Source organism: Corynebacterium sp. BF-R-2 (assembly GCF_024586525.1).
Lineage (GTDB): Bacteria > Actinomycetota > Actinomycetes > Mycobacteriales > Mycobacteriaceae > Corynebacterium > Corynebacterium singulare.
This window is the reverse complement of record NZ_JAMFTP010000005.1, coordinates 21872-48493: the sequence shown is the minus strand read 5'-3', so window position 1 is coordinate 48493 and position 26622 is coordinate 21872. Positions and strand designations below refer to the sequence as shown.

The 26622-nt window shown below is 60.4% G+C and carries 24 protein-coding genes; 17 read left to right on the top strand and 7 right to left on the bottom strand.

Going from position 1 to position 26622, the window contains the following annotated elements; translation table 11 throughout:
* Positions 1–393: 393 nt before the first annotated feature.
* From M5J09_RS04440 to M5J09_RS04430, 3 genes are read left to right on the top strand one after another with little or no spacing between them, the layout of a single operon-like run.
* On the top strand, positions 394–750 hold the full coding sequence (locus M5J09_RS04440; protein ID WP_257157091.1) for a hypothetical protein: 357 nt from the start codon (positions 394–396) through the stop codon (positions 748–750).
* 2 nt (positions 751–752) lie between these two features.
* On the top strand, positions 753–2252 hold the full coding sequence (locus tag M5J09_RS04435) for a molybdopterin-dependent oxidoreductase (RefSeq protein WP_257157090.1): 1500 nt from the start codon (positions 753–755) through the stop codon (positions 2250–2252).
* A 9-nt stretch (positions 2253–2261) separates the two neighbouring features.
* The gene (locus M5J09_RS04430) at positions 2262–2957 is read left to right on the top strand and encodes a hypothetical protein (protein WP_257157089.1); all 696 of its coding nucleotides are present in this window, start codon (positions 2262–2264) and stop codon (positions 2955–2957) included.
* Here M5J09_RS04430 and M5J09_RS04425 read toward each other — a convergent pair.
* Positions 2954–3370 carry a methylenetetrahydrofolate--tRNA-(uracil-5-)-methyltransferase gene (locus M5J09_RS04425; RefSeq protein WP_257157088.1) on the bottom strand — a complete coding sequence of 139 codons (417 nt, stop codon included), beginning with the start codon at positions 3368–3370 and terminating at the stop codon, positions 2954–2956. The two genes, M5J09_RS04430 and M5J09_RS04425, sit on opposite strands and share 4 nt — an antisense overlap.
* Positions 3371–3532: 162 nt before the next feature.
* Here M5J09_RS04425 and M5J09_RS04420 point away from each other — a divergent pair, with 162 nt between their 5' ends.
* From M5J09_RS04420 to M5J09_RS04410, 3 genes are read left to right on the top strand one after another with little or no spacing between them, the layout of a single operon-like run.
* On the top strand, positions 3533–4315 hold the full coding sequence (locus M5J09_RS04420; RefSeq protein WP_257157087.1) for a phosphoadenylyl-sulfate reductase: 783 nt from the start codon (positions 3533–3535) through the stop codon (positions 4313–4315).
* Positions 4315–5211, top strand: a complete 897-nt coding sequence (gene cysD / locus M5J09_RS04415; protein WP_257157086.1) for a sulfate adenylyltransferase subunit CysD — start codon at positions 4315–4317, stop codon at positions 5209–5211. The genes M5J09_RS04420 and cysD overlap by 1 nt, the downstream gene beginning before the upstream one ends.
* A complete protein-coding gene (locus tag M5J09_RS04410; RefSeq protein ID WP_257157085.1) occupies positions 5211–6488 on the top strand; it encodes a sulfate adenylyltransferase subunit 1 in 1278 nt (425 codons plus the stop codon). The genes cysD and M5J09_RS04410 overlap by 1 nt, the downstream gene beginning before the upstream one ends.
* Before the next feature lie 31 nt (positions 6489–6519).
* On the opposite strand, the gene M5J09_RS04405 is transcribed toward M5J09_RS04410, so the two are convergent.
* Positions 6520–7155 carry an LppP/LprE family lipoprotein gene (locus M5J09_RS04405; RefSeq protein WP_257157084.1) on the bottom strand — a complete coding sequence of 212 codons (636 nt, stop codon included), beginning with the start codon at positions 7153–7155 and terminating at the stop codon, positions 6520–6522.
* 59 nt (positions 7156–7214) lie between these two features.
* Positions 7215–7712: an LppP/LprE family lipoprotein gene (locus M5J09_RS04400; protein ID WP_257157083.1), complete on the bottom strand. Its 498-nt coding sequence runs from the start codon at positions 7710–7712 to the stop codon at positions 7215–7217.
* 111 nt (positions 7713–7823) lie between these two features.
* Between M5J09_RS04400 and M5J09_RS04395 the strand changes: the two genes are divergently transcribed.
* Positions 7824–8390 carry a nucleosidase gene (locus tag M5J09_RS04395; protein ID WP_257157082.1) on the top strand — a complete coding sequence of 189 codons (567 nt, stop codon included), beginning with the start codon at positions 7824–7826 and terminating at the stop codon, positions 8388–8390.
* A 126-nt stretch (positions 8391–8516) separates the two neighbouring features.
* On the opposite strand, the gene M5J09_RS04390 is transcribed toward M5J09_RS04395, so the two are convergent.
* Both M5J09_RS04390 and M5J09_RS04385 read right to left on the bottom strand, forming a co-directional pair.
* Positions 8517–9812 carry an AI-2E family transporter gene (locus M5J09_RS04390; protein ID WP_257157081.1) on the bottom strand — a complete coding sequence of 432 codons (1296 nt, stop codon included), beginning with the start codon at positions 9810–9812 and terminating at the stop codon, positions 8517–8519.
* Between the two features lie 51 nt (positions 9813–9863).
* Positions 9864–13307 (bottom strand): bifunctional proline dehydrogenase/L-glutamate gamma-semialdehyde dehydrogenase, encoded by a 3444-nt coding sequence (locus M5J09_RS04385; RefSeq protein ID WP_257157080.1) that lies wholly within the window; start codon positions 13305–13307, stop codon positions 9864–9866.
* Positions 13308–14155: 848 nt separating this feature from the next.
* Here M5J09_RS04385 and M5J09_RS04380 point away from each other — a divergent pair.
* From M5J09_RS04380 to M5J09_RS04335, 10 genes are all read left to right on the top strand, one after another.
* Entirely contained in the window at positions 14156–14881 is a 726-nt protein-coding gene (locus M5J09_RS04380; RefSeq protein ID WP_257157079.1) for a hypothetical protein, read from the top strand.
* Between the two features lie 29 nt (positions 14882–14910).
* Entirely contained in the window at positions 14911–15654 is a 744-nt protein-coding gene (locus M5J09_RS04375; RefSeq protein ID WP_257157078.1) for a hypothetical protein, read from the top strand.
* Entirely contained in the window at positions 15651–16700 is a 1050-nt protein-coding gene (locus M5J09_RS04370) for a hypothetical protein (RefSeq protein ID WP_257157077.1), read from the top strand. The genes M5J09_RS04375 and M5J09_RS04370 overlap by 4 nt, the downstream gene beginning before the upstream one ends.
* Positions 16701–16710: 10 nt before the next feature.
* Entirely contained in the window at positions 16711–17751 is a 1041-nt protein-coding gene (locus tag M5J09_RS04365; RefSeq protein WP_257157076.1) for a hypothetical protein, read from the top strand.
* A gap of 63 nt (positions 17752–17814) precedes the next feature.
* Positions 17815–18483, top strand: coding sequence for a hypothetical protein (locus M5J09_RS04360; protein ID WP_042532510.1), 669 nt, complete (start codon positions 17815–17817; stop codon positions 18481–18483).
* Between the two features lie 499 nt (positions 18484–18982).
* Positions 18983–20827 (top strand): molecular chaperone DnaK, encoded by a 1845-nt coding sequence (gene dnaK / locus M5J09_RS04355; RefSeq protein ID WP_257157075.1) that lies wholly within the window; start codon positions 18983–18985, stop codon positions 20825–20827.
* Positions 20828–20830: 3 nt separating this feature from the next.
* Complete coding sequence (grpE, locus tag M5J09_RS04350; protein WP_257157074.1) at positions 20831–21538, top strand: nucleotide exchange factor GrpE; 708 nt, start codon at positions 20831–20833, stop codon at positions 21536–21538.
* A 119-nt stretch (positions 21539–21657) separates the two neighbouring features.
* Complete coding sequence (dnaJ, locus tag M5J09_RS04345) at positions 21658–22863, top strand: molecular chaperone DnaJ (protein ID WP_257157073.1); 1206 nt, start codon at positions 21658–21660, stop codon at positions 22861–22863.
* Positions 22864–22876: 13 nt separating this feature from the next.
* The gene (locus tag M5J09_RS04340; RefSeq protein ID WP_257157072.1) at positions 22877–23293 is read left to right on the top strand and encodes a heat shock protein transcriptional repressor HspR; all 417 of its coding nucleotides are present in this window, start codon (positions 22877–22879) and stop codon (positions 23291–23293) included.
* Positions 23294–23662: 369 nt separating this feature from the next.
* The gene (locus M5J09_RS04335) at positions 23663–25183 is read left to right on the top strand and encodes an aldehyde dehydrogenase family protein (RefSeq protein ID WP_257157071.1); all 1521 of its coding nucleotides are present in this window, start codon (positions 23663–23665) and stop codon (positions 25181–25183) included.
* A 28-nt stretch (positions 25184–25211) separates the two neighbouring features.
* On the opposite strand, the gene M5J09_RS04330 is transcribed toward M5J09_RS04335, so the two are convergent.
* Both M5J09_RS04330 and M5J09_RS04325 read right to left on the bottom strand, forming a co-directional pair.
* The gene (locus M5J09_RS04330; RefSeq protein WP_257157070.1) at positions 25212–26360 is read right to left on the bottom strand and encodes an alpha/beta hydrolase family protein; all 1149 of its coding nucleotides are present in this window, start codon (positions 26358–26360) and stop codon (positions 25212–25214) included.
* Positions 26357–26617, bottom strand: coding sequence for a hypothetical protein (locus tag M5J09_RS04325; protein WP_239181002.1), 261 nt, complete (start codon positions 26615–26617; stop codon positions 26357–26359). The genes M5J09_RS04330 and M5J09_RS04325 overlap by 4 nt, the downstream gene beginning before the upstream one ends.
* Between the last annotated feature and the right edge of the window lie 5 nt (positions 26618–26622).

Below are 26622 nucleotides of genomic sequence, written 5' to 3'. Positions count from 1 at the left end.
TCTAAACTGCAGCTGGCGGGCTCGGGCGTGAGTTGAACAGTCGTCCATATTCGCTTGAGGCATGGGGTGGGGGTTTACTGAAGTTTAGGGAGCTGAGAAAAGCTCCAGCCTGCCTCCAGCGTTGCGAATCTCCGGTAAGGCAGGTGTTGCCAGCAGGTGGCGGTAGCGAGTCACCTGGACACGAGTGCCCAGCGATGGTCACGGGCGAAGCACGCCTGCGGATCTCAGCGGGCGCGATAGGAGAAGTAGCTCATGTCCGCCTTACCAACATCGGTTGACCCGAACCTTCATGACATCTCTTTGCACGTCAAACCGGGTAAAGAGCGTGCACCTTTCTTTCGCTATTTTCGCTTCAACCTGCCAAAGCTAACCCGAGCCGTGATAGTGGCTATCGTGACCCTTCAAGGAGGTCTTGCTTGGTACGTGGCACGCACCGAGTTCGGGATTTTCCCGGGGCAGGAAATTGTCCTTTATTTCCTCGTCGCCTTGTGCGCTGTCGTCGCCGTTCTCGGTGCCGTGACGCCGTGGCGTGTGTGGGACTTCGGGCTCATCCCTGCGGTGGGATCGTTGCTTCTGTTCGTCGGTGGTCTTGCCGGCACCCCGCCATGGGGATGGAACGGAGCCGATGTATATCTTGCCGCTGCATGGAATACCACAGCCCTGTGTGGCCTCGCCTACCTCACTGTGTACTGGGCTCTGGACTATGGCGTGCTCGTTGCCTACCCCGATGATCAAGGATTTGAGGACTAAGCATGCTGACTGAATTTCCCGTATGGCTACGCATCGAACACTTTGTCAACATCCTCTTCGTTACGCTATTCATCCGAAGCGGCATCGAAATCCTAGGAACGTTCCCCAAGCTGCATCGTTCGATCCACACGCCCCTAGGAAAACAGTGGGCACAGTTTTCTGTTAAACAGAAGCGCAAGCATAAGTACTTCCCGGTCTCCGGTGAATATGAAAACTACAGCCCCATCGTTTCCCTTCCGGGCTATGGAGCCTTGGGGCAAGGCCGTTACTGGCACTTCATCTCGGTGATGGGGTGGTTGCTCCTACTGGTTATCTACTGGGGACTCTTGCTAGCGACGGGCCAGTGGCGTCGTTACTGGCCCGAAAACTGGGGAGTTTTTCCCCAAGCCTGGGATGATCTCGTCCACTATCTGGGCTTCCAAATCCCCAGCACGATGGACGGCTACCCGTTTAATGCCATCCAACAGCTGTCGTACGGCTTTGTCGTCCTCATCTTGCCGTTGTGGATGATTCTCACCGGTATGTTCCAGTCGCCTGCCATTAATAACCACTTCCCTTGGATTTCCAAGGCGATGGGCGGCCGCCAGGTCATTCGCACCCTGCATTTTTGGGGACTTGTTGCCTACCTGGTCTTCATTCTCATTCACGTGGGTATGGTGATCATGCACGGCTACGGCCACGAGGTTTCCAAGATGGTCTTCGGACATGCCGATAAGCCGGTAGCTGGCGGCATCATTTTCACCATGGGCCTTATGCTCATCGTCTTCGTTCACATCTGGGCCACGAAGACTTCGCTTAAACGCCCGATGGCAGTCGCCGCGATACACAACGCTGTGGTGCGCCCCTTTACACGATTTCTGCGTGCCAAGGCGCCCTCGCGCCAACGTGGGGTGTATGGCGATTCAGAGGTCACCAAGGCGCCACATCATCGGGCCTCGGGTATGCCGCCGGGTTCCGAGGAATACATGGCGCTCCTTTGCAACGGATTTGAGAAGGACTACGTACTTGAAATTGGTGGGTTCGTTGAAAAGCCCATGCGCCTGACCCTGGAGGACCTGCGCCGACTTTCGGCCGGGCATTCCCAAAACACTGTGCACCATTGTGTCCAAGGTTTTACTTCTGTGGGAAAGTGGGAAGGTGTTCCGTTGGCGCAGCTCTTGGATTTAGTTAAACCGCTGGACGGGGCCTCCGACGTCGTCGTGCATAGCTTCCAGAACATGACCCGCGACGACGATAACTACAGCGGTTCGTACTACTACGAGTCCATGCCCATGGTGGAGGCGCGCCAACCGGAAACGCTCATCGCTATCGGCTATGACGGCGGCGAGATTCCGATCAAGAACGGTGCACCCATGCGCTTGCGGCTGGAGACGTCGACTGGTTTCCGTTCTGCCAAGTGGCTCGACCGTATCGAAGTTGTTAACCGTTTCGACATAGTGGGCAACGGGCGCGGTGGCTTCTTCGAAGACACTGACAGCTACGACCGCCTGCAAATGCTTTAGGAGTACGCCATGTCACGAGCACTCTATGAAGACCTCTTCTTAACCCCTGAACAGATTGCGCGCGTGTGCAGCTACATTCGCTTGGTGGACTTTCACCTGCCAGGGGCTACCAGCGCAGACTTTGCCATCAATCAACACGCTCGATACTTGGGGTACATGTTCCAACAAGAAGATTTGGAATCCTATGGCGTGGGGTTGGAATGCACCGCGCCGGGGATGGAGTACCAGCGCACGTTTATCAGGATGTCGCGTGGGCAGCTACTAGGGCACGAGGACGCGCCCATTCTGCCGGTCAATGATCCCGTTTTGGCAGCAGATGCCATGACGTTGCATCGCTTTTACGACAAAGAGCGCCGCCCGCTGCGCCATGGCGAGGAGACATATTCCTCCGATTCGGGCGCTCCCGGTGCCGATATGGACTTGTCCATGGTTGAACAACAACTTCGCGATATCGTAGCGTTTCACAACGGTGAACCAGTGCCAGGCAACCAGGAGATTCTGGACCTGCGCGTGTATTGGGGAACGCTCTTGGCAGGGCGCTATCCACGTCTGAAACACCTGGAGAAGTCCGGGCGGCTGTCGGCACCGCAAGCTGACAGGTTGCGCGCGGTGGAAGCAGACATCAATTCGGTCGAGGGGATTCTGCACTCCCTGGGGTTGGCCACCCTCGAGGACCTCAACAAGCCCAAGCGCGAGGACGGTTAGAAGCAGACCGGGGCGCGCTGGGCGCGGGCGTTCACGGTGTCCCAGTCCTCGACGGTGGACATGGGGCGGCACAGGCCTTCCCACGTCGTGATGGCCACGCCGCGCGCCATGAGTTCCAGCAGGACTAGGTGGCGGTCACCGGACGCGGAAAGTTGGTTGAGGTCTGAGTGGCTGATATCGGCATCCGTGCCTTCTCCGACGCGGACGTTGCCGATGAGCCGCAGGCGCGGTGTGGTTCCCTTCGGGCACGGCGAGGCCGCGGACTCAGCACCGGATAGCCCGGCGAAGCGGCGCAGCAAACCGAAGGGCGCGGGGCGCTCGCAGTAGAGGTCCACACACAAGCCGGTTGCAATCAGCCGTTCCGCGGTGGAGAGCGCCGCCGGGCTATCGCCGACGATGGCGACACGCTGCATGAGAACCCCTTCAGTTCGGAAGAAATAGACTGTCTAGTCTGCAAATCTAGTCCGCTCTGTTCACTCCGGCCAATTTTTATTCTCCATAGTGCCCAAGCTCACGGCACTGAGACCCCCAGGAGGGGCTGCGCGCCGCACCCAAGCACCCTAGAGTGAAATGCCATGACCGAACCGATCAACCTGCTGGACGGCGGCAACTACCGCGACCCCAGCATCAGCCCCGACGGCACACGAGACACCGCGCCTCTTGATCCTGCCGTGGCTGAGCGCAACCACGAACTCGTCGACGAATGGGCCGACAAGCTGTACGACGCCTCCGCGGAGACCATCACCGAATGGGCCGCCGAGCACGCGCCCGGCCGCCTAGCCGTCACGATGTCCATGGAGAACACCGTCTTGGCAGAGCTCGCCCACCAGGCCCACCTCGACGCCGACCTGCTCTTCATCGATACCGGGTGGCACTTTGAGGAGACGTTGGCGGTGGCGGGGGACGTCGAGAAGCGCTATGCGGACCTGCCTCTTGTAAGGGTTCTGCCGATTCTCAGCCCCGAAGAACAGGACAAGATGTATGGCCCTCGCCTGTATGCACGCGACACCGCGGCGTATAACCGCATGCGCAAGGTGGAGCCGCTCAACATGGCGATGGACGCTTACGTCGGTTGGGTGACCGGGCTGCGCCGCGCCGATTCCGAGCACCGCGCCACCGCCCCGGCGCTGAGTCTGGACCGCACCGGCCGGCTGAAGATTTCCCCGATTATCACGTGGGACCTTGAGCGCACCGATCAGTACATCAAGGACCACGACCTCATCATCCACCCCCTCACCCTTCAGGGCTACCGCTCCATCGGCTGCGCACCGCTGACCTTCCCGGTGGGCGAGGGTGAGGACGCGCGCTCCGGGCGCGTATTCGCTGACGGCAAGACAGAATGCGGGTTGCACGAATAATGACTCTTTCACCACACCTTAAAGACCTCGAGAATGAATCCCTCCACATCCTGCGCGAGGTGGCCGGGCAATTCGACAAGGTAGGCCTGCTCTTCTCCGGCGGCAAGGACTCTGTTGTGGTCTTCGAGCTCGCCCGCCGCGCCTTTGCGCCGGCGACCGTGCCGTTTGAGCTCATCCACGTCGATACCGGCCACAACTTCCCGGAGGTCATCGAGTTCCGCGACCGCCTCGTTGAGGAATCTGGTGCCCGCCTGCACGTGGCGCTGGTCCAGGATTGGATTGACCGCGGCGACCTGCAGGAGCGCCCCGACGGCACGCGCAACCCGCTGCAGTCCGTGCCGCTGGTGGAGACCATTGCCAACCGCGGCTATGACGCCGTTCTGGGCGGCGCGCGCCGCGATGAGGAGCGGGCCCGCGCCAAGGAACGTATCTTCTCCATCCGCGATTCCTTCGGCGGCTGGGACCCGCGCCGCCAGCGCCCCGAGCTGTGGGACCTCTACAACGGCGGCAAGATGGCAGGCGAGAACGTCCGCGTGTTCCCCATCTCCAACTGGACCGAGTCCGACATTTGGGAGTACATCGGCGCGCGCAACCTCGAGCTGCCCTCTATCTACTACTCGCACGAACGCGAGGTGTTTAACCGCAACGGCATGTGGCTGACTCCCGGCGAGTGGGGCGGGCCGCGCGAGGGCGAGCAGCTGGAAACCCGCACCGTGCGCTACCGCACCGTGGGTGACATGTCCTGCACCGGTGCTGTGGAGTCCACCGCCTCCACAACGGATGAAATTCTCGCCGAAATCTCTGTGTCCACCCTCTCCGAACGCGGCGCCACCCGCGCCGACGACAAACTCTCCGAGTCCGCCATGGAGGACCGCAAGAAGGAAGGCTACTTCTGATGAGCAACGTTTCCGCGCTCAAGCAGCGCGACACCCTGCGCCTGTGCACCGCCGGCTCCGTCGACGACGGCAAGTCCACCTTCGTTGGCCGCCTGCTCTATGACACCAAGTCCGTGCTCGCGGACCAGGTGGAGTCCATGGAGCGTTCCTCCGCCGACCGCGGCTTCGACGGCATGGACCTCTCGCTGCTGGTTGACGGCCTCCGTGCCGAGCGCGAGCAGGGCATCACCATTGATGTGGCTTACCGCTACTTTGCCACGGACAAGCGTACCTTCATCCTGGCTGATACCCCGGGCCACGTGCAGTACACGCGCAACACGGTCACCGGCATGTCCACCTCCCAGGTGGTGGTGCTGCTTATCGACGCCCGCCATGGCGTCGTCGAGCAAACCCGCCGCCACCTCAACGTCGCAGCGCTTCTCGGCGTGCGTCACGTGGTGCTGGGCGTGAACAAGATTGACCTGGTGGACTATGACGAGGCCACCTTCCGGGCCATCGAGTCCGAGTTCAACGAGATTGCCGCGCGCTTGGGTATTACTGACTCCGTGGCCGTCCCGATTTCCGCGCTTAAGGGCGACAACGTGGTCGAGCGCTCCACCAACATGGACTGGTACGAGGGCCCGACAGTTCTCGAGGTCCTGGAGACCGTGCCCGTGGCCACGGGCCGCGCCGATGACCTGGACTTCCGTTTCCCCATCCAGTACGTCATCCGCGAGCATGCTTCTGATTACCGCGGCTATGCCGGCCGCGTGAAGGCAGGTTCGGTTTCGGTGGGCGATACCGTCAGCGCCCCGGGCGGGCGCACCACGACCGTCACCGGCATTGATACCGCTGATGGCTCGCTCGCGGAAGGCAAGCAGGCCACGGCTGGGGATTCCGTCGTGCTGTTGTTGGCTGATGACATCGATCTTGCTCGCGGTGATCTCCTCGCCGACTCGCAGCGCCCCGAGGCCGTGCGTGAGTTTGCCGCCACCGCCGTGGTGCTTACTGAAAAGGACCTCACCCCGGGCCAGATGCTCAAGCTGCGTTACGGCTCTGACCTGGTCAAGGCCCGCGTGGCCTCGGTGGACCGCATCCTCGACCTCGACGGCTTGGCCGATGACGAGGCCCCGGAGAAGGCCACGCTCAACGACATCGCCTACATCACCGTCCAAACTCAGGCGGAGCTGCCCGTCGAGGACTACGCCGCGCGCGGCGCGGTGGGCAACTTCTTGCTCATCGATGCCTCCAGTGGCAACACGCTGGCCGCTGGGTTTGTGGGCCAGCGGCTGCGTTAAAGGTTGCGTTGCGGCGGCCGAACCGCCGCGCTTAGCTTCCCGGCGGGACGTCACCGCTCATGATGACCTTCTGCTGGGCGTCGTCCCAGCGGAAGCCGGCCTCCGTAGTTCCGGTGTGTTCTGCATTGGCTTCGCCCTCGCGCGGCCAGTGGTAGGTCACGGCAATCTCAGTGCCGCTGACCTGCTCGACGGTGGGGAAGAAACCGTAGGGCTCGGCGGTGGCGGTTCCCAGATAGTCGCCCTTGTGGAAGAGCATGATGTGGTACGGCGAAGAGGCCGTTCCGCGCTCGATAGTGATGATCTGCCAGCTCAGCTCCGCACAAGGATCGAACTGTGAAAAATCCACCAGCGTCCAGTTGTAGCCCTCCCACGGAGGAATCGTGCCGATTCCTGATTCATAGGCCGCGTGGGCGTCGATAGACTCGCAGGATTCTGCGTCCTCTTCTTCTGCCGGGGATTCAGCAGGAAGCGTCGGCGAGGCGCCCGCGGCCGGTGGTTCCGACACAGGGTCATCAGTGCTCTCCGTGTCATCCGGAGCGTTGTCCGTCGCGCTGTTTCGGACGGTGTCGAACGCTGGCGAATTATCCTGCGCCGCGTCGCCGGAGCAGGAGGCGAGCGGGAGGCAGAGAAGGGCAGCGCCCATAAGTGCACAGCTACGCCTCAACATTGATGTTCCTTCCTCGCATTGTGCGCCTCCTGTGGGGCGCACGACTGGCTCTATCTTATCTAGGCCTTCGGGGGAACATCGCCGTTCATGATGACCTTCTGCTGGGCGGCGTCCCAACGGAAGCCGGCATGGGTCTGGCCCGTCGGCGCCGCATTGGCGTCGCCTTCCTGCGGCCAGTGGTAGGTCACGGAAATCTCGTTACCGTTGACCTGCTCGATGCTGGGGAAGAAGCCATAGGGCTCAGCGGTCGCGGTGCCGAGGTAGTGGCCCTTGTGGAAGAGCATGATGTGGTGTGGCGAGGAGGCAGTGCCGCCCTCGACGGAAATGGTCTGCCAGCTCAGCTCCGCGCACGGGTCGAAGTGGGAGCTATCGACAACCTTCCAGTTGTGGCCATTCCACTGCGGAACCTGCGCGATGTTGGCGTTGACAGCCTCCTGGGCGTTTCCTGCTCCGCAGACTTCGGCGACGGGGCTGGCCTGGACTTCTTCGGGGCTGCCGCAGGCGATGAGGGGGAGGCAGAGTAGTGCTGCTCCGGCGAAAGCTCGTGGTGTGAACATTGTGTTCTCCTTTCTGAGGTCTCGGTGTGTTTCCAGACCCTACAAGCGGCCGTGGACCCCAGACCAGAGCCGCGGAGAACATTCCTCGGTACACCGGGTAGTCTCGCAGGCATGGAGAATGTCTTGTTTGTTGCCGCCGTTGACGCTGAAGCTTCCCACGTCCCGGACGGCGCGCCGCTGCTCATCACGGGGATCGGTACGGTTCCGGCCGCGATTGAGCTGACGAACGCGCTGGCCTCGGCTGAGGTACTGCCGGAGCGTGTCATCAACATTGGTACTGCGGGCGCGCTTGTCGACGATCACTCGGGCGTCTTCGAGATCTCCCACGTCTGCAAGCACGACTTCCACCTGGACGTGCTCAGTGATGTTTCGCGTTATCTCCTGCCGGAGGTCATCGAGTTGGAGACCTCCGGCAAGCTGCCGACGGCCACGCTGGCCACGGGTGATTCTTTTATCTCGGACACTAAGACCCGCACGCGGCTGGCGGAAGAGTCTCAGCTGTGCGACATGGAGGGCTACGCCATCGCGGCGGTGTGCCGAAAGTTTGGGGTGCCGTGCACGCTGCTCAAGCAGGTTTCTGACACCGCCAATGAGGAGTCCTATGGCACGTGGGCCTCGGTGCTGGACCGTGCGGCAGAGGAACTGGCGGAAGCCTTCGATACGGTGTCCGCAGACTAGGCCCTACATATGGAAAGTGCCCTAGTTGCCAAAACCATTGCTCCCGTCGCGGGTGGAGGGGGAGAAGTTTGGCAACTAGGGCAGTTGCACGGCCGAGAAAGCTCGAGCCATGCGCCGGTTCTGTGGCTAGCGGGAGTGGCTGGCCTCGAGGTGCTCGTAGAGTTCCATGACGGTGTCGTGGCCCTCGGTGGTGGAGATCTTGATGTGTTCTGCCTCGAGCTCGCCGGCGCGCAGGCTGGCCATTTCCTGGTGGTAGCGGAAGACTACGGCGATGGTGGCGGCGACGGGTACTGCGAGGAAGGCGCCGATAATGCCGGCGAGGGCGGAACCCACGGTCACGGACAGCAGCACCATCGCGGCATGCAGGCCCATGGCCTTGGACTGGAGCATCGGCTGGAGGACGTTGCCCTCCACCTGCTGCACGATGATGATGAGCGCCAAGGCCAGCAGGGCCTTGGTGAGGCCGTCGGACACCAGCGCGATGATGACCGCGAGAGCGCCGGCGGTGACGGCGCCGATGACCGGGATGAAGCTGGCGAAGAAGGTGACCACGGCAATGACCAGGGCCAGGGGGACCTGGAGGGCCCAGAGGCCGAGGCCGATGAGGATGCCGTCGACGGCCGCGACGGCCGCCTGGGCTTGGATGAATCCGGAGAGAGTATTCCACACGCGGGTGAGCAGCTCGGTGGCGTGCCAGCCGGCGGAGTAACCGGAGTAGGTGCGCAGCCACGGCAGGAATTTATCGCCATCCTTTAGGATGAAGAAGGCCACGAACAACATGATGACGATGGCCATGACGATGGAGCTGGCGATGGAGAAGCCGGAAATCACGCCGGTGGCAATCTGGGAGGCCTGGCCCTTGAGGAAGGTGACAACGTCATTGAGCACCTCCTGCACCTGTTCGGTATCGATCTCGAACGGCAGGTTATTGGCCATATCGCTCAGTTTGTTGAGGCCGTCTTCGGCCTGGTTGACCAAAGAAGCACCCTGCGAAGACACGACCGGGGCCATCGCGGCGAAGACGCCGCCGATGATGGCCAAGAAGCCGAGCAGCGTGGTGATGGCAGCCAGCGCGCGGGGGAATTTCTTGCTCCGCAGCCACGCCGTGACCGGGTACAGGACGGTGCACACCAGGATGGCTAGAATGACCGGCAGCAGGCCCACCCAGATGAACTTCAGCAGGTAGCCGGCCAGGCCCACTCCGGCGACCACGATGATGAAGATCAAGCAGACCTTGGCCAACGACACGGCATCGCGGCCGAGGACGCGGGACTTGTCGTCGGTTTCCGAGGGGTGGATGGTGGCATCTTCGCTAACTGGTGTCGCCGCAGCGCCCGAGGTGCGGGGCTGCGGCGCGGTGGTGGCCTCGTCGGCCAGGGAGTCAGTGCCCGGCAGGGCACCGTCGCCATTGTTTTTACTCATGCGCTATATCTTTGCACACAAGATATCTGTGCACATAAGCAGAAGAAACGACTATGCGCGGATGCTGCCCACCTCGCGGATGATGCCGAAGCGATGCATAGTCACAGACACTGCCTGCTCGAGGAGGAAGGGGAGGAGTTCGCGGCGGCCGTCGGCAAGCACAGGCTGATCCAGCACCACGGAGTTGGACTTCACGGCTGCCTCGTAGACTCCTTCTTCCACGGAGCCGACCGTGCGCACGCGGCCGGACTCCAGCGCCGCAACCTCGCGGCTGAAGGCTTCTAGTGCCACACCATCCACGTTGAAGCCCAGCTCGCGCAGCTCCGCAGCCTTCTCCGGGGCGGCGCTGAAGCGAACCGGGGAGTTGGTGCGGGTGGCGGCGAGGGCGAGACGGGAGACGTCGCGAAGCGTGGCGTCCGCACCAATGCGCACCTGCAGCGGGGTGAGCACCGGACGGTAGCGGAAGACGTTGGCCTCGCAGACCAGGCCGGCGCGGTCGTGGGAGCGGCCGAACTCCTGCTGCCAAGCCAGCTCGTCGAGCTCCGCAGCGCGCCACAGCCAGGCGGTGTCCTCCTCAGAAAGCGACAGGACATCGAAGGCGCGCAGCTGGGCGGCCACCGGCTGGGAAATGTCCACGTCGAACGGGCGCAGCGGGCCATCGGCCCACGTGCCGAACTGCGCCACGTAGTTCGGGCCGCCGGCCTTGGCACCCGGGCCCATGACGGACTGCTTCCAGCCGCCGAAGGACTGGCGCTGCACAATTGCGCCGGTGATGCCGCGGTTGACGTAGGCATTGCCCACCTCGACGCGCTCGAGCCAGTAATCAATCTCATCGTTGTCCAGCGTGTGAATACCGCCGGTGAGCCCGTAGCCGGTGGAGTTCTGCCACTCGATGGCCTCATCGAGGGTCTCCGCATGCATAATGCCCAGCACCGGGCCGAAGCACTCATTGACGTGGAACCAGGAGCCCGGGCGCACGTTATCGCGGATACCCGGAGACCACAGCGTTCCCTCCTCGTTGAGCTTCTTCGGCTTGATGAGCCACTTTTCACCCGGCTCCAGCTGGGTCAGGCCGCGCAGGAGTTTCTCACCTGGGGCCTCAGCCAGGCCGTTCATCGTGGTGGTGATGTCGTGGCCGGGGCCGGGGATGAGGGTCTCGACGGCGTCGATAAGCTGCGAGCGCAGGCGCTCCGATTCGCCCGCCGCACCGACGAAGATGACCAGCGAGGACGCCGAGCACTTCTGGCCGGAGTGGCCGAAGGCAGACAGGTAGAGATCCTGAATCGCCAGGTCCGGGTCGGCGGACGGGGTGATGATGAGGGCGTTCTTACCGGAGGTCTCCGCCATGATGTTCATCTGCGGGTCCCAGGAGCGGAAGAGCTGGCCGGTAGCGGAGGCACCGGTGAGGATGACGGCATCGACGTCGGCATGGGAGATGAGCGCGCGGCCGGCGTCGGACTCGTCGGTGAAGACGAGCTGCACCAAGTCCGGGTCGAGGCCCTGGGACTCAAGGGCGGTGCGGAAGGCCTCGACGACGATCTTCGCACAGTGCACGACCTGTGGCGCGGGCTTGATGATGACGGCGGAACCAGCGGCGAGAGCTGCGGCGATACCGCCGGTGGGGATGGCCACAGGGAAGTTCCACGGCGGGGTCACCACGGTCACGCGATGCGGGGAGAACTCGGCGGCGTAGCCCTCAAGCAGGCGCGCGGACTGGGCGTAGTAGGTGCAGAAGTCGATGGCCTCGGAAACCTCCGGGTCGGTCTGCGTGACGGTCTTGTTGGCCTCATAAGCAGCCACGGAGATGAACTCGCCGCGACGGTTGGCCAGCTCATCGGCCACGGCCTCGAGCGCGCGGGCGCGGTCCTCGGCGGGGCGGGCACCCCACTCCGCACCCAGCTCGGCGGCGCGGGCTACGTGCTTGTCGACGTCCCCCGCATCCGTCACCTGCTCCACCCCATGCGCGCCGGGGTCGGTGTTCAACGCCTGGATGGCCCACTCGCGGTTGGGCTCGAGGGCTGGGTCGGTATCCGGCTCGTTGGCAAAACGTCCGGTGCGCGGAGCCTGGCGGCCGGATGCGTGCGTGGTTTCCTCCAGGCGGTTCTGGGTTCGGCGAGCGCCGGCGAAGGTGTCCCAGCGCTTCTCGACGGCCTTGCGGAACACCGCCTCCTGATCCTTGAGTGCCTGCTTCTCCGGGGCGAAGAGGGCGTAGAGGAAGTTCTGCGGTGCGGCGTTTTCTTCCAGGCGGCGCACGAGGTAGGAGACGGCAACGTCGAAGTCCTCGCTGTGGACCACCGGGGTGTAGAGGATCTGGCGGCCCTCGAAGGCCTTGCGTACTGCGGCCTGCTGGGCTGGGGACATGCCCTGGAGCATCTCGGAGTCCATCATGCGCATGACGCCGCGCTTGGTGCCCAGCTGGTAGGCGAAGGCCGCGGTGTAGAGGTTGTGGGTGGCTACGCCAATGCGCACGGAATCTGCGAACTCGGGGCGCAGGATGTAGTCGAGTAGGCGGTAGTAGTTAGCGTCCACCTCATCCTTGGTGGAGTACGGCGCGGAGGGCCAGCCGTGGATTTCTCCCTGGACGTGCTCCATGGAGAGGTTGGCGCCCTTGACGATGCGAATCTTGATGTGCGCACCGCCCTCGGCCACGCGCTTCTTCGCAAACTCGGCCAGGTGAGCCAAGGCCTCGAAGGTGTCCGGCAGGTAGGCCTGGAGAACGATGCCGGCCTCGAGGTTCATAAACTCCGGCTCGCTGAGGATTTCGGTGAACAGGCGCACGGTGAGGTGGAGGTCGTGGTACTCCTCCATGTCCAGGTTGATGAAGACCTTGTCCGGGCGGCGCACGGCGGCCTCATACAGCGGGCGCAGGCGCTCTTTGAGGCGGACAAGCGAGCCCTCGATGTCCCACGGGTTGAGCTGGGCCACCATGGAGGAGGCCTTGACGGATACGTACGTTACGCGCGGGTTCTGGATGAGCTTGAGGGTGCGCTCGGCACGGGAGCGGGCTTCCTTATCACCAAGCACGGCCTCACCCAGCAGGTTGAGGTTGAGCTGCTCGCCGGACTCGGCCGCCTTGTCGAGGGTCTTATTGAGGGCCTCGCCCTCGGCGTCTAAAACCAGGTGGCCCACCATCTGACGCATACGCAGGCGCGCCAGCGGCATAACCAAGTTGGGCAGGATGGGGCCGAAGAAGCCGCCCAGGCCCACCAGCGAGCCGTTGATGAGGCCGAGGAAGGACGCGTCGTAGGAGGTGGTCACGGATTTCAGCGCTTGGGCGGCCACCTTGTCATCTTCCGGACGCATGACGCGGTCGACGAAGTCCATGGTGAAGGCCACGCCATCCGGGTTGCGCAGCAGGTCAGCGAGCTGCTCGGTGGCGGGGTCCTGCTCATCAGCGGTGGAAGCGAGCCAGGAGTGGGCTTGGGCCGCGGAGGCGTCGACAAGCGCGGCGTCAATGTCGGTGGATTCGGGCACGGGGGTGTGAGCGTTTGTCATTGGGATTCCTTGTGTGTCGGTGCTGGTCAGGGCTGAATATTAAGCCCGGCGGACCGGCGGGCGGTCGCCATCACGACGTGTGCGGAGAACGGGAGAAATCATCGGATCCGTGTCCCTTTTCAATGAGTGCTGAGGTGTGACAACACTGGCGCGAAAGGTGTGTCACATCGAATGTGCGGACAGTATATGAAATCCCCATCACTTAAACCAGAACGGGGGTTGTGATGCGAGCGGGGGTGCTGGGACGAAGCGCCGCAGCGGTCATACGCGTCCAGGTCCCACGGGTGCGTGGGCGCTGTGGGGTATGAAAATCAAGAAAGGAATGAGGAAAGCCCGTTTCTTATTGTACCGGCGGCCGATCGCTTAAACGACGAGTCCGCGTCTGAAAAATGCGCACTGCCTGCCGTTTCCTTTCTTATCCGATGGTGGGGCGACCTATGGCGCGCAGCCATCGAATGTGATACTGGTCAAAGTAGTTCAGAAAAGTAATCTTTCCATGATGGGGGCGGGGAGGGGGACCCCCTCGGGCGTGGGCACGATCCACTGTGGCGCACATTGGTCTAAATGTTGGGGGAGCCTTATGGCGTTGGCATGGATGTTGGCAGACAGGCGCTTGGGCCATATGGGAGGCGACTGCCCAATATGTGCATAGTCGGATAAGTGGAAGCGTCTGGATGAACGCAGGCGATAAGTGATGGTGCATTTTTGGTCTATGGCTACTGTGGGGGTAGGCGAAATTGGACGAAAGGTCTCAAAATGAGGCTTGTTACCCCCGCATGCGGGGGGGGAGACGGGGATTCTTTGCGGTCTGCCGCCTCGTTGAGGGTGGACTGGGTAATAATTACTGCGTGTTGAATATCTCTCTTAGGCGAGGATATCTTGCCTCTCTCATTGCTATTTTTTTCGTTATTGCTTGCGTAGCGACTGCACAGGCAGACGTCTTTCATCGCTATTGGATTCGCGGACCTATTTATGAGGCGTACGTCCGCCTCGGAGGTCATGGATTTTTCGGTGATGCTATTCGTAATGAAGCTCAGCTTCCTGATGGTGGCAAGTTTCAAGAGTTTCACAAGGACACATCGATCTATTGGCATCCTGATGCAGATAGTGGAATTGCGCATCAAATAGGAGGGGCCATTAGGGGGAAATGGGGTCAATTGGGGTGGGAAAAAGGACGCCTCGGTTATCCGGTAACTGATGAGTTGTCTCTGCCGAACCGAGAGGGAAAATTTAACCATTTTCAAAATGGTTCGATTTATTGGTCGCCAGAGACCGGGGCTCATGTTATCGACGGCCGCATTCGCGAAAAGCGCCCCGATTTACAATTCAGGGTTAAAAAAATGGAAGATACAGGGGATGTGAACCTCGGCCTTTACAAAAACGGAATCTTTACTGAGTTTGATTCACGCTCGAGTAATCGAGCTTTTGGTCATGGAGGAAGCGCGCTCTTTGCTAATCCTGGCGGAACGGTCTTGCTGGTGGAGTTAGATTCTTCAATGCTGTCAAAGCAGGCGCAGGAGGCACTGAAAGATTATGCAGAACGAGTAGCGCAGGAGGCCAAAGCGAAAGGATGAGTGGAGCTGGAAATGGAAAGGACAATACAGTGAAGAAACCAGAGTATATATTTGAATGTGGTAAGGGAATCTACGACTATGTCACTTTTGTTGACTGTGATATTGAGGAGGCATGGGAGCATTGTATTTCGAGGTGTATCGGCGATCCGGAGATCTTGGCTCAACCTCTGCCGTTGCGTGATGGGGGCGTTGAAGCGTGGAAAAGGGATACTCGCGAGGAGCTAGAGAAAGCTCCTGAGCAAAGGGTAAAGGAAATCTTGACTGAAACGTCAGCTCCTGGTTGGTGTGCATTTGTAAGACCAGCCGTGGTGGGGGAGCCTACTCCTCGGTATGACCGGTATTCGCTGTGTTGTCCAAGTCCTGGGATCCATCTAACTCCCTGGGCGAGGTATATAACTGCACAGTATATTCGAGAAGAGGATACGAGAAAATCACGTTCAATCATGATTAACTACACGGATTTTCGGCGGGAGGTCTTTTTTCAAGGTGGTATGATCGAAGACCAGTGCGCGTACGAGGTGCAGAGGGGGGTGGACAATTTTCCAGGGTCCCTCTGGGTTGACAACCCTAGGCGACGGGTGCCCTCATGGATTAATTGGGACCACGATATGAGCTTTGAGGGCAGAGGGTTTGCTCAGTTGAAAATTGAGCAGATTCGGCTCATGCTTGGCCGCCAAGGGATTGATTGCAGTGATGAAGAGTTGTTTTGTGGTCGCTTCCGTCAAGTAGGGGGATGGGATTTTAAGAAGTCTTTGAATGAGGTAGTGGAATGACGTTTAATTTTGGGCAACTCCCAGTCGGTAAAGATGTTTGTTTTGTGCGAACGACTATTGAAAATGTCGAGCAAGCATTTATGGAATATCCCTACGCCGGAACTCACCACATGACTGATGACTTTCAGTTAGGAAAGAAAGAGTGGGAATCGTTGTATGTTGGGGAGTCGACGGTGGATGATTGGTGTAGGTTGCTTCTTCCACAGAATTTTTTGCATTCCGTCATGTTCATTGATGTCGATCTTCCGGGATGGGTTGCCGTTGTTTTATGTGAGCCTTTCCCGCTTGCAGTGGATTGGGGCTATAAGATAGCCGATTTGGATATTCGTAGAAGTCGATCAGTTGGTATTCCGGATGACGGTGTGGTCGGCATTCAAATCGGAGGTTGGCCTGGTGCGCGGCGGCACCGCTCCCTCCTTGGACTCGATAAGGCCGACAGACTTTTTGTCACGGTTACGGGAATGGTTGATAAAGGATATGATCCACCTCCATTTGGTTATTACGATGATCTTACGGTTGCCAGGTGGACTTTTGAAGCGTGGGGGATGGAAAAGTATGAGGGCTTAGACTCCCCGGTGTGGCGGGATATGGATAGGGAGATGAAGCCTCCGGCTATAACCGAGGAGTTTAAAGGGCAGCGTGAAAGGATGTTCCACTATGAGGTCGCGGGACGGTCGGCACCGGCGTTTGTATTTTTTGATAGCGATGGAAATCCAACGAATGGATACGGAGAAGAGGATAGCTACTATACCAAGCTTCTAGATGAGATATTGGCCCGCGTTCCGTTCGATTATCGTGGGCATGAACGTTTCAATGAGTTCTTTTCTACTGCACACGTTGCGCGGTGGCTGCGTGAGGGTTATGGGATTCGCTGGGATGATCCGGAGTTCTATTCCGGTAAGACATTGGTATATGCGGCTGTGGAACCTGAGGTATCGAGCCTTGACGCCATCACAAGTCCTCGAATGCCAATCGAAGAGTTTCGCGCTCTGTGGAAGATCGATACGGATAAAGTAAATGACCTCATCTCACGTGGAAAATTCTAGGGGGACTGCCATGATTGATACTTTTGCAGCTACGCGCCCGGTTATTGCTGCGCTGAGCTATTTGGGCTATAAATTTATGATCGTGCCCGTTGATGATGAAGGCGGTGCCTATTTCCAAATCCCCACACCTTTGTCGACGGTGTACATTCGGCACGTACCGGGCACCGACATCATTATGGGTGACATCGTAGAGACTCAATTTCCGGAGTCAGCTATGCGAGCGGACTATGATCGTGTCGCGCAACAGCTTCGCGAACTGCCTTTTGCTGTCTTTTTCCTCGTGGATGAACAAACCCCCGCTGGAGTTAAGATAGCGCTGCGAGCCATGCTCCGTCTCGAGTCGGGGTGCACCTGGGAACAGGTGGTTTCTTTCGTACGAATGCTCGTCGAAGTGGGGGAGCACAGGTTTGCACAACTCCGCAAGGCTACGTGGGAGATATCTCCTCTGACGGAAGATGTATTCGATCTGGAGACAGCGGAGATTAATTCCGTCGTTAAACTGCCGGAAGAATTCCGCTCTCCAGCGTTCGGAATTTCACATGAACCAACATCTCCAGTGACAATAGCGCGGCTGCGCGAATACTTGGATGGAGCTGGGGCTGCGGTCAGCGTGATTAATGAGACCATGCTGCACGCAGAATTGGATGATGCCTATACCTTTTCCTGGGAAAAGTTCGCAGCACGCAACGGTGAGATAGAAACTCTGCGAATTTCGACAGCGGGCCCGCTCGCGGAGCCGACACGGCGAGGTTGGCTATCTAAACTATCGCGGCGTTCTGTGGCGTCGGCGGATGAGATTTCCGCTCGCCTGAAAGATAAGGACATCGCCCCAGTGGAAGAACGATTTGCCCAGTATGCCCCTGCAAGTCAACTTCATTGTGAAGGTGACCAGCTTCGGATTGCGCGTAGTCTCGATATCACCGAAGGTTGGGATGAAACGCAACTGGCGGTGGCGATGTATCGCGCGACGAATGAACTCTTGGAAAGTTTACAGATTGCGCAGAAATTGATGAGCCGTCACCTTGATGGCCGCAGTCTTGACTTGGCGTAACAACGTGGACGTGGCGAAGTAGGACGCCTCGACTTTATAGGACTCTGAGAATGGAGAAGCATTATGTCTATTGACTGGAAACAGTTTGGGCTCCCGGATCCGATTGGAGAGCTGGCACATGGGGGCCACACCATCTATACATTTGATTCGGGATTGCCTGAGTATTCAGTGCTTGATGAGTTGCATGAGCAAGGATTGCACGGTGCCCTGTGGGCAATGTGGAACGAGAGTATTGATCCCGATGATGTCGAAGAAGAGGACCTTGCTCTGGTCGGTGGATTGAAGGAGTACAAGGAATTCATCGGGCGCGAGTATGAGGCGCTCGCAGCGTTTGGCTTGAATCCTGACCTCTCGGTGCGCGCTGAGGCTGAGGTTGATGAGCCGTCTGTCTGGACTGATTCGGGGGACATTTGGGAAGAGGAAATTGCCAATTCTCAATTTGCGGTAGTGGAAGCATCAGTGGGGCAGGCGGCGATGGCTATGTCCTGTACAGCCTGTGCAAATGTTCTTCCACTGGGCGCCCTGGGACATGTGTTTGATGCTCTGGATACTCGTTTCGGTATGCAATTGCTGGGACTTGGGGACCAAGAACTCCCAAATGTGATTGTCCGTTTCCCCAACGTTGATGGGCAGCGCGAAGACATTGTGGCGGCCTTGAGCGCTGTTGCCGATTGGTTCGATATCTATGAGGAGCCGAACGGGGCGCTGCAGGCAAACCTGTGCTGGGATTAATGCAGATTGGCGTTGAAGTGCGCGGGGTACTTGCGTCGGGAGGGCGGGGCGAGACGTTCCTAAAAGGTGGTAAGGCTCGCGCACGCATCTGTCGGGCGCTTCTCAGGGTGAAGAAGTGCCTACAGTCGTTGCACCTGACTTTCACAATTTGTCTTAGTCCGTGAAAGTCCGTTCAGCCTAACCTAACCCAGGGACACCGCGCTACTGAAAGTTAGGATGCATTGCCTGCCGTGTCTCGGGCGCGGAAATCGGGGTTTCGGGGAGGAAGCGTGTGCAGATTTTTCATAGGTTGACCAGCCATGTTGTGGGCGTGGATAAAAAACTTGAGTGCGTCGGGAACAACTTTTGGGGACTTGGCGTTGTAAGGGTTGAGTGACCGGCGCTCAGGTTTGGATGACTTTGAGTGCTGCTTCTGTTAGAGTCGCTGACTGGACGCGGCAGAAGTTGAGTCGCGAACAATCAACTTAAAACAAACCCCAACACGCAAGGAGAAAAGATTATGGGACGCGCAGTAGGAATTGACCTTGGTACCACCAACTCGGTTGTATCCGTGCTCGAAGGTGGCGAGGCCACCGTTATTGCTAACTCCGAGGGTTCCCGCACCACCCCGTCCGTCGTGGCTTTTGCCAAGAACGGCGAAATCCTCGTTGGTCAGTCCGCCAAGAACCAGGCGGTTACCAACGTGGACCGCACCATTCGCTCCGTCAAGCGCCACATTGGTACCGACTGGACCATCGATATCGATGACAAGAAGTACACCCCGCAGGAGATTTCCGCCCGCACACTCATGAAGCTGAAGCGTGACGCCGAGGCTTACCTGGGCGAGGACGTGACCGACGCCGTCATTACCGTCCCGGCTTACTTCGAGGATTCCCAGCGCCAGGCCACCAAGGAGGCCGGCCAGATTGCAGGCCTCAACGTCCTGCGTATCGTGAACGAGCCGACTGCCGCTGCTCTGGCCTACGGCCTGGAGAAGGGCGAGCAGGAGCAGACCATCCTGGTCTTCGACCTCGGTGGCGGCACCTTCGACGTCTCCCTGCTGGAGATCGGTGACGGCGTGGTCGAGGTCATGGCTACCGCCGGTGACAACCAGCTCGGTGGTGACGACTGGGACCAGCGCATCGTCGATTGGCTCGTCGATAAGTTCAAGGCTTCCCAGGGTGTTGACCTGACCAAGGATAAGCGCGCCGTGCAGCGTCTGCGTGAGGCTGCGGAGAAGGCCAAGATTGAGCTGTCCTCCTCCCAGTCCGCCAACATCAACCTGCCGTACATCACGGTTGACTCTGACAAGAACCCGCTGTTCCTGGATGAGACCCTGTCCCGCACCGAGTTCCAGAAGATCACCCAGGATCTGCTGGACCGCACCAAGGCTCCGTTCAACCAGGTCATCAAGGATGCTGGCCTGTCCTTGTCCGAGGTTGACCACGTGGTCCTCGTCGGTGGTTCCACCCGTATGCCGGCCGTGTCCGACCTGGTGAAGGAACTCACCGGCAAGGAGCCGAACAAGGGCGTGAACCCGGATGAGGTCGTGGCTGTGGGCGCTGCCCTGCAGGCAGGTGTCCTGCGCGGTGAGGTTAAGGACGTGCTGCTTCTCGACGTCACCCCCCTCTCCCTCGGCATCGAGACCAAGGGTGGCGTGATGACCAAGCTCATCGAGCGCAACACCACCATCCCGACCAAGAAGTCTGAGACCTTCACCACCGCTGATGACAACCAGCCGTCCGTGCAGATTCAGGTCTTCCAGGGTGAGCGCGAGATGGCTTCCGCCAACAAGCTGCTCGGCTCCTTCGAGCTTGGTGGCATTGCCCCGGCACCGCGCGGTATCCCGCAGATTGAGGTCACCTTCGACATCGACGCCAACGGTATCGTTCACGTGACCGCCAAGGACAAGGCCACCGGTAAGGAAAACACCATCAAGATTCAGGATGGTTCCGGCCTGTCCCAGGAAGAGATCGACCGCATGGTCAAGGACGCCGAGGCACACGCTGAGGAAGACAAGAAGCGCCGCGAGGAGCAGGAGACCCGCAACCAGGCAGAGTCCACCTCCTACCAGACCCGCAAGTTCATGGATGAGAACTCCGACAAGCTGCCGGAGGACCTCAAGACCCGCGTGACCGAGGCTGCTGACGCCGTCGACGAGGCCCTCAAGGGCGATGACATTGAGGCGATTAAGTCGGCCGTCGAGAAGCTCGGCACCGAGTCCCAGGAGCTGGGCAAGGTCCTGTACGAGGCCCAGGCTGCTGAGGCAGGCGCTGAGGGCGCTGCTGCTGGTGACGCTGCGGGTGACCCGAACGTCGTCGACGCCGAGGTTGTCGACGAGGACGACGAGAACAAGGAGAAGTAAACCATGACCTCCCCTCAGGACCCGGGCAACCCGGCCAACACCGACCCTGAGGCAACCTCCGCCGACGCCGCGGAGGCTGCCGCCGCCGAGGCCGCTGCTGCCGATGGTGCTGCTGACGAGGCTGCTGAGGCCCAGGCTGACGCCGCGACCGCAGACACCGCTGAGGCTGAGGCCGCCGTGGATGATGCCGCACGCGACATCGCCGAGGAAGAAGCGGCCGACCCGGCTGCCGACGCTGCAGAGAACTCCCTGGAGGCTCAGCTGGCTGAGCGCACCGAGGACCTTCAGCGCCTCAACGCGGAGTACACCAACTACCGCCGTCGTACCGAGCGCGACCGACAGGCCGTGATTGAGACTTCTAAGGCCAAGGTCCTGGCAGATTTCCTGCCTATCCTTGATGACCTGGAACTCGCACGCCAGCACGGCGACCTCAACGAGGGACCGCTCAAGGCCATCGCGGACAAGCTCAACGGCGTGCTCACCAACAACCAGATGGTTGCCTTCGGTGAGGAAGGCGAGGCCTTCGACCCCGAAGTGCACGAGGCCGTCCAGGACCTCTCCACTGGTGATGAGCAGGCAGTGGGTACCGTGCTGCGCCGCGGCTACAAGGTAGGCGAGCGCGTTGTGCGCACCGCCATGGTGATTATCGCCGACCCAGCCGGCCAGGCAGAGTCTGCCGCTGCTCCGGACAGCCCGGATAGCGCAGAATAACGGCAGATGGTGGCGTCAGGGTGTTTCTTCCTTGGCGCCACTCTTCTTTTAGATAGAACCTTTGAGATACAACTTTTTAGAAATAGCTTTTTAGATCTCCTGAAAGGAGGAGATGCCCAGTGAATGCTAAGCCAGAATGGGCAGACAAGGATTACTACGCGGATCTGGGGGTCTCCTCGTCCGCTACCGCCGACGAGATTAAGCATGCTTACCGCAAGCTCGCCCGCGAGAATCACCCCGACGCCAACCCGGACAACCCGGAGGCGGCGGAGAAGTTCAAGCAGGTGGCTGAGGCGTACGACGTGCTGTCAGATGCTTCCGACCGCAAGGACTACGACCAGTTCAAGGCCATGATGCGCGGCGGTGGCTTTGGGCGGAGAGGAGGCGCCGGATTTCCCGGCGGGTTTCGATCCCCGAACATGGGTGGACCGGGTGCGCAAGAATTCGACCTCTCCGACATCTTCGGAGGATCCCCTCGAGGAGCGTCTCAAGGCGGCGGTTTTGGGGATATCTTCGGTGGCGTTTTCAACCGCGGCGGTAGTGCTGGCCACACAGCTCGGCCGTCGCGGGGGGCCGACGTCGAAACGCAAATAACCCTCTCCTTCCGCGAGGCAGCCAAAGGCACCACGATCCCGCTGCAGCTCAGCGGCGAGGCGCCGTGCACCACCTGCCACGGTTCGGGCTCGAAGACCGGGAAGCTGTCGACGTGTAAGACCTGCGATGGCACCGGCTTCACCTCTGAACAACGCGGCACCTTCGGACTGTCCGCGCCGTGTACCGATTGCGGCGGCACCGGCCAGCGCGCTGAGGATCCGTGCCCGGATTGCTCCGGTTCCGGAACGGTGCACCGAACCCGCTCCATCACGGTGCGCATCCCCGCCGGCGTTATTGATGGCCAGAAGGTGCGCCTCGCCGGCCAAGGCGAGGCTGGTCCAAACGGCACGCCGTCTGGTGACCTCTTCGTTGCCGTGACCGTCAAGCCGGATGAGGTCTTCACCCGTGAGGGCGATGACCTGCACGTGACCGTCCCGGTCTCCTTCGCGGAGCTGGCCTTGGGAGACACCATTACGGTGCCCACCCTCGATTCACCAGTGCGCGTCAAAGTGCCTGCCGGTACCCCCGACGGCCGTACCTTGCGTGTCAAGGGCCGCGGTGTGCCGAAGCGCTCCGGTAAGGCTGGTGACCTTATGGTGAGTGTCCAGGTCGCTGTGCCCACCAATCTGGATGCCGCTGCCTCTTCGGCGCTGCGCAGCTATGCGCAGGCGGAGAAGGATTCCGGCTTTGACCCGCGCAAGGGTTGGGCCGGAAACCCGGTAAAGCGCTAGAGGGAGGTGTGTGATGAACAAGGACGCATCAGGCAGAAGCGATACCGCAAAGCCCAAGGCCATGTACGTCATCTCCGTCGCCGCTGAGCTCTCCGGCATGCATGCCCAGACTCTGCGCACCTATGACCGCATGGGGCTGGTGTCCCCAGCCCGCACCTCTGGTGGTGGCCGCCGCTACTCCGAAAGCGACATTGAGCTACTGCGCAAGATTCAGGCCCTCTCGCAGGATGATGGCGTGAACCTGGCCGGTATCAAATCCATCATTGAGCTCACCGCCGAGCGAGACCGGCTCGCCGCCGAACGGGACGAGCTGCAAGCTGAAGTTGAGCGCCTGCGCAGTCAATCCCGGCCCTCCCGTGGCGAGCTCGTGCACGTGCCGCGCTCCACCTCCGTGGTGATGTGGAAGCCGCGCCGCGGCCGCCGCAGCTAGGCGCCTTCACCCCCTCCTTGATGGAGGGGGTTCTTCCGTTTTCAGTCTTTCCCGGTCTCGGCCGGCCCTGCCCGGCCGCCCGCTTGAGCCCGGCCTACGTGCCTGCCGCGCTCCCAGGGGCCCTAACTGACGCAGATCCTGCCCAAAATTGCTCTGGGGCCTAGATCCCCGTCAGTTAGGGCCCTTTTTCTAGGCCAACTTCTTGGCAACTTCCCAATACCAACCAAAAGCTTTCTTGTAGAAAAACGTGAGTTTGACAAAATATATCGCTACACTCGCATTCAATGGTGTGTTGCCCGTCACTGTCTATGAATTTTGTGCGGGTGGCCTCCGTGTTGGCCAAGAACCTACAAGAAAGGCACTACGCGCATGACTTTGTATGCAAACCCCGGAACTGACAATGCCATCGTCTCCTTCCGCGAGCGCTATGACAACTACATCGGCGGCGAGTGGGTTGCGCCCGTCGATGGCGAGTACATGGACAACATCACTCCGGTGACCGGTGAGGTCTTCTGCCAGGTAGCCCGCGGCAAGGAAGCAGATATTAACCTAGCTATCGATGCCGCCGAGAAGGCCTTCGAGACCTTCGGCAAGACCACCCCGGCAGAACGTGCTCTGCTATTGCACCGCATTGCAGACCGTATCGAGGAGAACCTGGAGAAGATTGCTGTTGCGGAGACCTGGGAGAACGGCAAGGCTGTGCGTGAGACCCTCGCCGCTGACATTCCACTAGCCGTGGACCACTTCCGCTATTTCGCTGGTGCTATTCGCGCCCAAGAGGGCCGACTTTCCCAAATCGACCAAGACACCGTGGCGTATCACTTCCACGAGCCACTGGGCGTGGTGGGCCAGATCATTCCGTGGAACTTCCCTTTGCTCATGGCCGCATGGAAGATTGCCCCGGCCCTAGCTGCCGGCAACACCATCGTGATGAAGCCGGCCGAGCAGACTCCCGCATCCATCCTGCTGCTCATTGAGATTATCGAGGACCTCCTGCCCAAGGGCGTGCTCAACATCGTTAATGGTGTTGGCGAAGAAGCCGGTGCGGCATTGTCCGGTTCTGACCGCATTGCCAAGATTGCCTTTACCGGCTCCACCCCGGTGGGCAAGATCATCAACAAGACCGCTGCTGACAAGGTCATTCCGGTCACCCTGGAGCTGGGCGGAAAGTCGCCGTCCATCTTCTTCGCCGACATCATGGACAAGGACGATGACTACCTAGAGAAGTGCGTCGAAGGCTTTGTTATGTTCGCCCTCAACCAGGGCGAGGTCTGCACTTGCCCGTCGCGTGCGCTTATCCATGAGGACATCGCGGACAAGTTCCTTGAGCTGGCCGTGGAGCGCGTAAAGAAGATCAAGATTGGGCATCCGCTCGATACCGAGACCATGATGGGTGCCCAGGCCTCGCAGGAGCAGATGGATAAAATCACCGAGTACCTCGAGGTGGGCCCGAAGGAAGGTGCGGAAACCCTCGTCGGCGGCCACGTGAACAAGGTGGAGGGCCTGGAGAACGGCTACTACATCGAGCCCACCGTGTTTAAGGGCACCAACGATATGCGTATCTTCCGCGAGGAGATCTTTGGCCCAGTGCTCTCCGTGGCCACGTTCAAGGACTTCGAGGAAGCTATCCAGATTGCGAACGACACCAACTTCGGCCTCGGTGCCGGTGTGTGGTCGCGCCACCAAAACACCTGCTACCGTGCTGGCCGCGAAATTCAGGCCGGCCGCGTGTGGATTAACCACTACCACGTGTACCCCGCTCACAGTGCCTTCGGCGGCTACAAGGAGTCCGGCATCGGCCGCGAGAACCACCTCATGATGCTGGGGCACTATCAGGAGACCAAGAATATGCTCGTGTCGTACTCAGAGGAGCACGCCGGCCTATTCTAAAACGCACTGCGCAGCGGCTAGGTAAGTCCTAACGGCGCTGAGCAATAGAGCCTAGACCCCGCAGAAATGCAGGGTCGTTCCAGTAGCTGCCGTGGTCGCCCGGCAGGCCATTCGCGCCGGGGAGGGGAGCGGCGCCGAAATGAGGGGAAGACGGACTAGGGCCGTGGATGCCGCCGAGGGGACCGGTGGTCAGAGCAATGGGATCATCGGCATTGGTGGCACTCCACACACGGCCGTGGAGCTGGTCCGCGCTCGTGGTGGAAGCGCCAGGGCTGCCGACGAGCACGATGTCATCAGCAACCTTCTCCTCGTGGGCGGCCTTGCCCACGACGACCGAGCCATAGGAATAACCGATCAGCATGTGCTGCGCCCGAGGGAAGCGAGCGCGGAGTGCACGTTGAAAGCGAGTGAGCTCCGCCGCCCCGCGCCGGGCCGGCTCCTCGTGCACGGCGCGCGACAAGGAGGAAGGGGCGGAATAACCGAGCCACGCTACCGTGGGCCCAGCGGTGGCATGGGCAATGGAGCGGGCACGCTCAAGCGAGGTTGGCCAACCTGCGGGATCGGAGGAACCTACACCGCCCACGAAGGTGCTGACGTTTAACACCTGCGCGGGCTGAGTGGCTAGTCCGGAGGGGTCGATAAGAGCCACGAGGCGCCCGGGACTGGTTTCCAGAATGGTCATATCTGGATTCGCGGCGGCGAGCATGCGGACCTCGTCGCTGGCGAGGGTGAGTTGCACCTGATGGAGCTCGGCAAAGGAGAGATCAGCATAATCGTCGAGGCGGGTTGGGGGAGCGGACATCTCTGGTGTGCACAGGGCGTGGAGTTGGCGGGCGCAGGCCCAATCGAGGGCGTCGGCAAGCGTATCGAGGTGACCCATGAGAACGCTGCGTGGATGGGCGAGAGGGGAGGCACTGAGGCGAGCCTGGAGGCTCTCAATCTTCTCGTGGAGGGGAGCGTAAAGCGCAACAATGTGGGCGGCCATACGCATCTGCCGGGCGGGGCTGAGAAGGCTATCCGTGCCGCGGCGAAGAGCGGAGCGGGCAGCATCGCCAGCGGCGCCAGAGATAGCTAGAGCCACCCAATGATGGTGGGACTCATCGATATAATTATCCAGCTCACGGGATAAAGCGGAGAGTTCAGACGAGGTGGCATAGAGGGTCTGCGCGGTGCTCATCGGAAACCTTCCAAACGGGCGGACAGCTCGGAATCGATATCGTTGGCCGTCACCACGAAACGCTCAAGGTCCTCTAAGTGGGCCATGCGCGCGGTGTCGCTGGAGCGGCGAGAGGATTCCCATTGGGAAGCTAAACGCGCAAGGGCCGCAGCGGTGCGGGGCGGGGCATCTAAAGCTGTGGGGCCGGGTGGCGGGCGGTGGTCATAGAGGTTGCGGATCTGGGTGAGGGCGGTCGGGTGAATGTCGAGATGGTTCATGCCGC

What these genes read in the sequence shown, in the direction of transcription:
- M5J09_RS04435 (WP_257157090.1), top strand. Translation starts at nt 753, where the DNA reads ATGCTGACTGAATTTCCCGTATGGCTACGCATCGAACACTTTGTCAAC.
- M5J09_RS04430 (WP_257157089.1), top strand. Translation starts at nt 2,262, where the DNA reads ATGTCACGAGCACTCTATGAAGACCTCTTCTTAACCCCTGAACAGATT.
- M5J09_RS04425 (WP_257157088.1), bottom strand. Translation starts at nt 3,370, where the DNA reads ATGCAGCGTGTCGCCATCGTCGGCGATAGCCCGGCGGCGCTCTCCACC.
- M5J09_RS04420 (WP_257157087.1), top strand. Translation starts at nt 3,533, where the DNA reads ATGACCGAACCGATCAACCTGCTGGACGGCGGCAACTACCGCGACCCC.
- cysD (WP_257157086.1), top strand. Translation starts at nt 4,315, where the DNA reads ATGACTCTTTCACCACACCTTAAAGACCTCGAGAATGAATCCCTCCAC.
- M5J09_RS04410 (WP_257157085.1), top strand. Translation starts at nt 5,211, where the DNA reads ATGAGCAACGTTTCCGCGCTCAAGCAGCGCGACACCCTGCGCCTGTGC.
- M5J09_RS04405 (WP_257157084.1), bottom strand. Translation starts at nt 7,155, where the DNA reads ATGTTGAGGCGTAGCTGTGCACTTATGGGCGCTGCCCTTCTCTGCCTC.
- M5J09_RS04400 (WP_257157083.1), bottom strand. Translation starts at nt 7,712, where the DNA reads ATGTTCACACCACGAGCTTTCGCCGGAGCAGCACTACTCTGCCTCCCC.
- M5J09_RS04395 (WP_257157082.1), top strand. Translation starts at nt 7,824, where the DNA reads ATGGAGAATGTCTTGTTTGTTGCCGCCGTTGACGCTGAAGCTTCCCAC.
- M5J09_RS04390 (WP_257157081.1), bottom strand. Translation starts at nt 9,812, where the DNA reads ATGAGTAAAAACAATGGCGACGGTGCCCTGCCGGGCACTGACTCCCTG.
- M5J09_RS04385 (WP_257157080.1), bottom strand. Translation starts at nt 13,307, where the DNA reads ATGACAAACGCTCACACCCCCGTGCCCGAATCCACCGACATTGACGCC.
- M5J09_RS04370 (WP_257157077.1), top strand. Translation starts at nt 15,651, where the DNA reads ATGACGTTTAATTTTGGGCAACTCCCAGTCGGTAAAGATGTTTGTTTT.
- M5J09_RS04365 (WP_257157076.1), top strand. Translation starts at nt 16,711, where the DNA reads ATGATTGATACTTTTGCAGCTACGCGCCCGGTTATTGCTGCGCTGAGC.
- M5J09_RS04360 (WP_042532510.1), top strand. Translation starts at nt 17,815, where the DNA reads ATGTCTATTGACTGGAAACAGTTTGGGCTCCCGGATCCGATTGGAGAG.
- dnaK (WP_257157075.1), top strand. Translation starts at nt 18,983, where the DNA reads ATGGGACGCGCAGTAGGAATTGACCTTGGTACCACCAACTCGGTTGTA.
- grpE (WP_257157074.1), top strand. Translation starts at nt 20,831, where the DNA reads ATGACCTCCCCTCAGGACCCGGGCAACCCGGCCAACACCGACCCTGAG.
- M5J09_RS04340 (WP_257157072.1), top strand. Translation starts at nt 22,877, where the DNA reads ATGAACAAGGACGCATCAGGCAGAAGCGATACCGCAAAGCCCAAGGCC.
- M5J09_RS04335 (WP_257157071.1), top strand. Translation starts at nt 23,663, where the DNA reads ATGACTTTGTATGCAAACCCCGGAACTGACAATGCCATCGTCTCCTTC.
- M5J09_RS04330 (WP_257157070.1), bottom strand. Translation starts at nt 26,360, where the DNA reads ATGAGCACCGCGCAGACCCTCTATGCCACCTCGTCTGAACTCTCCGCT.
- M5J09_RS04325 (WP_239181002.1), bottom strand. Translation starts at nt 26,617, where the DNA reads ATGAACCATCTCGACATTCACCCGACCGCCCTCACCCAGATCCGCAAC.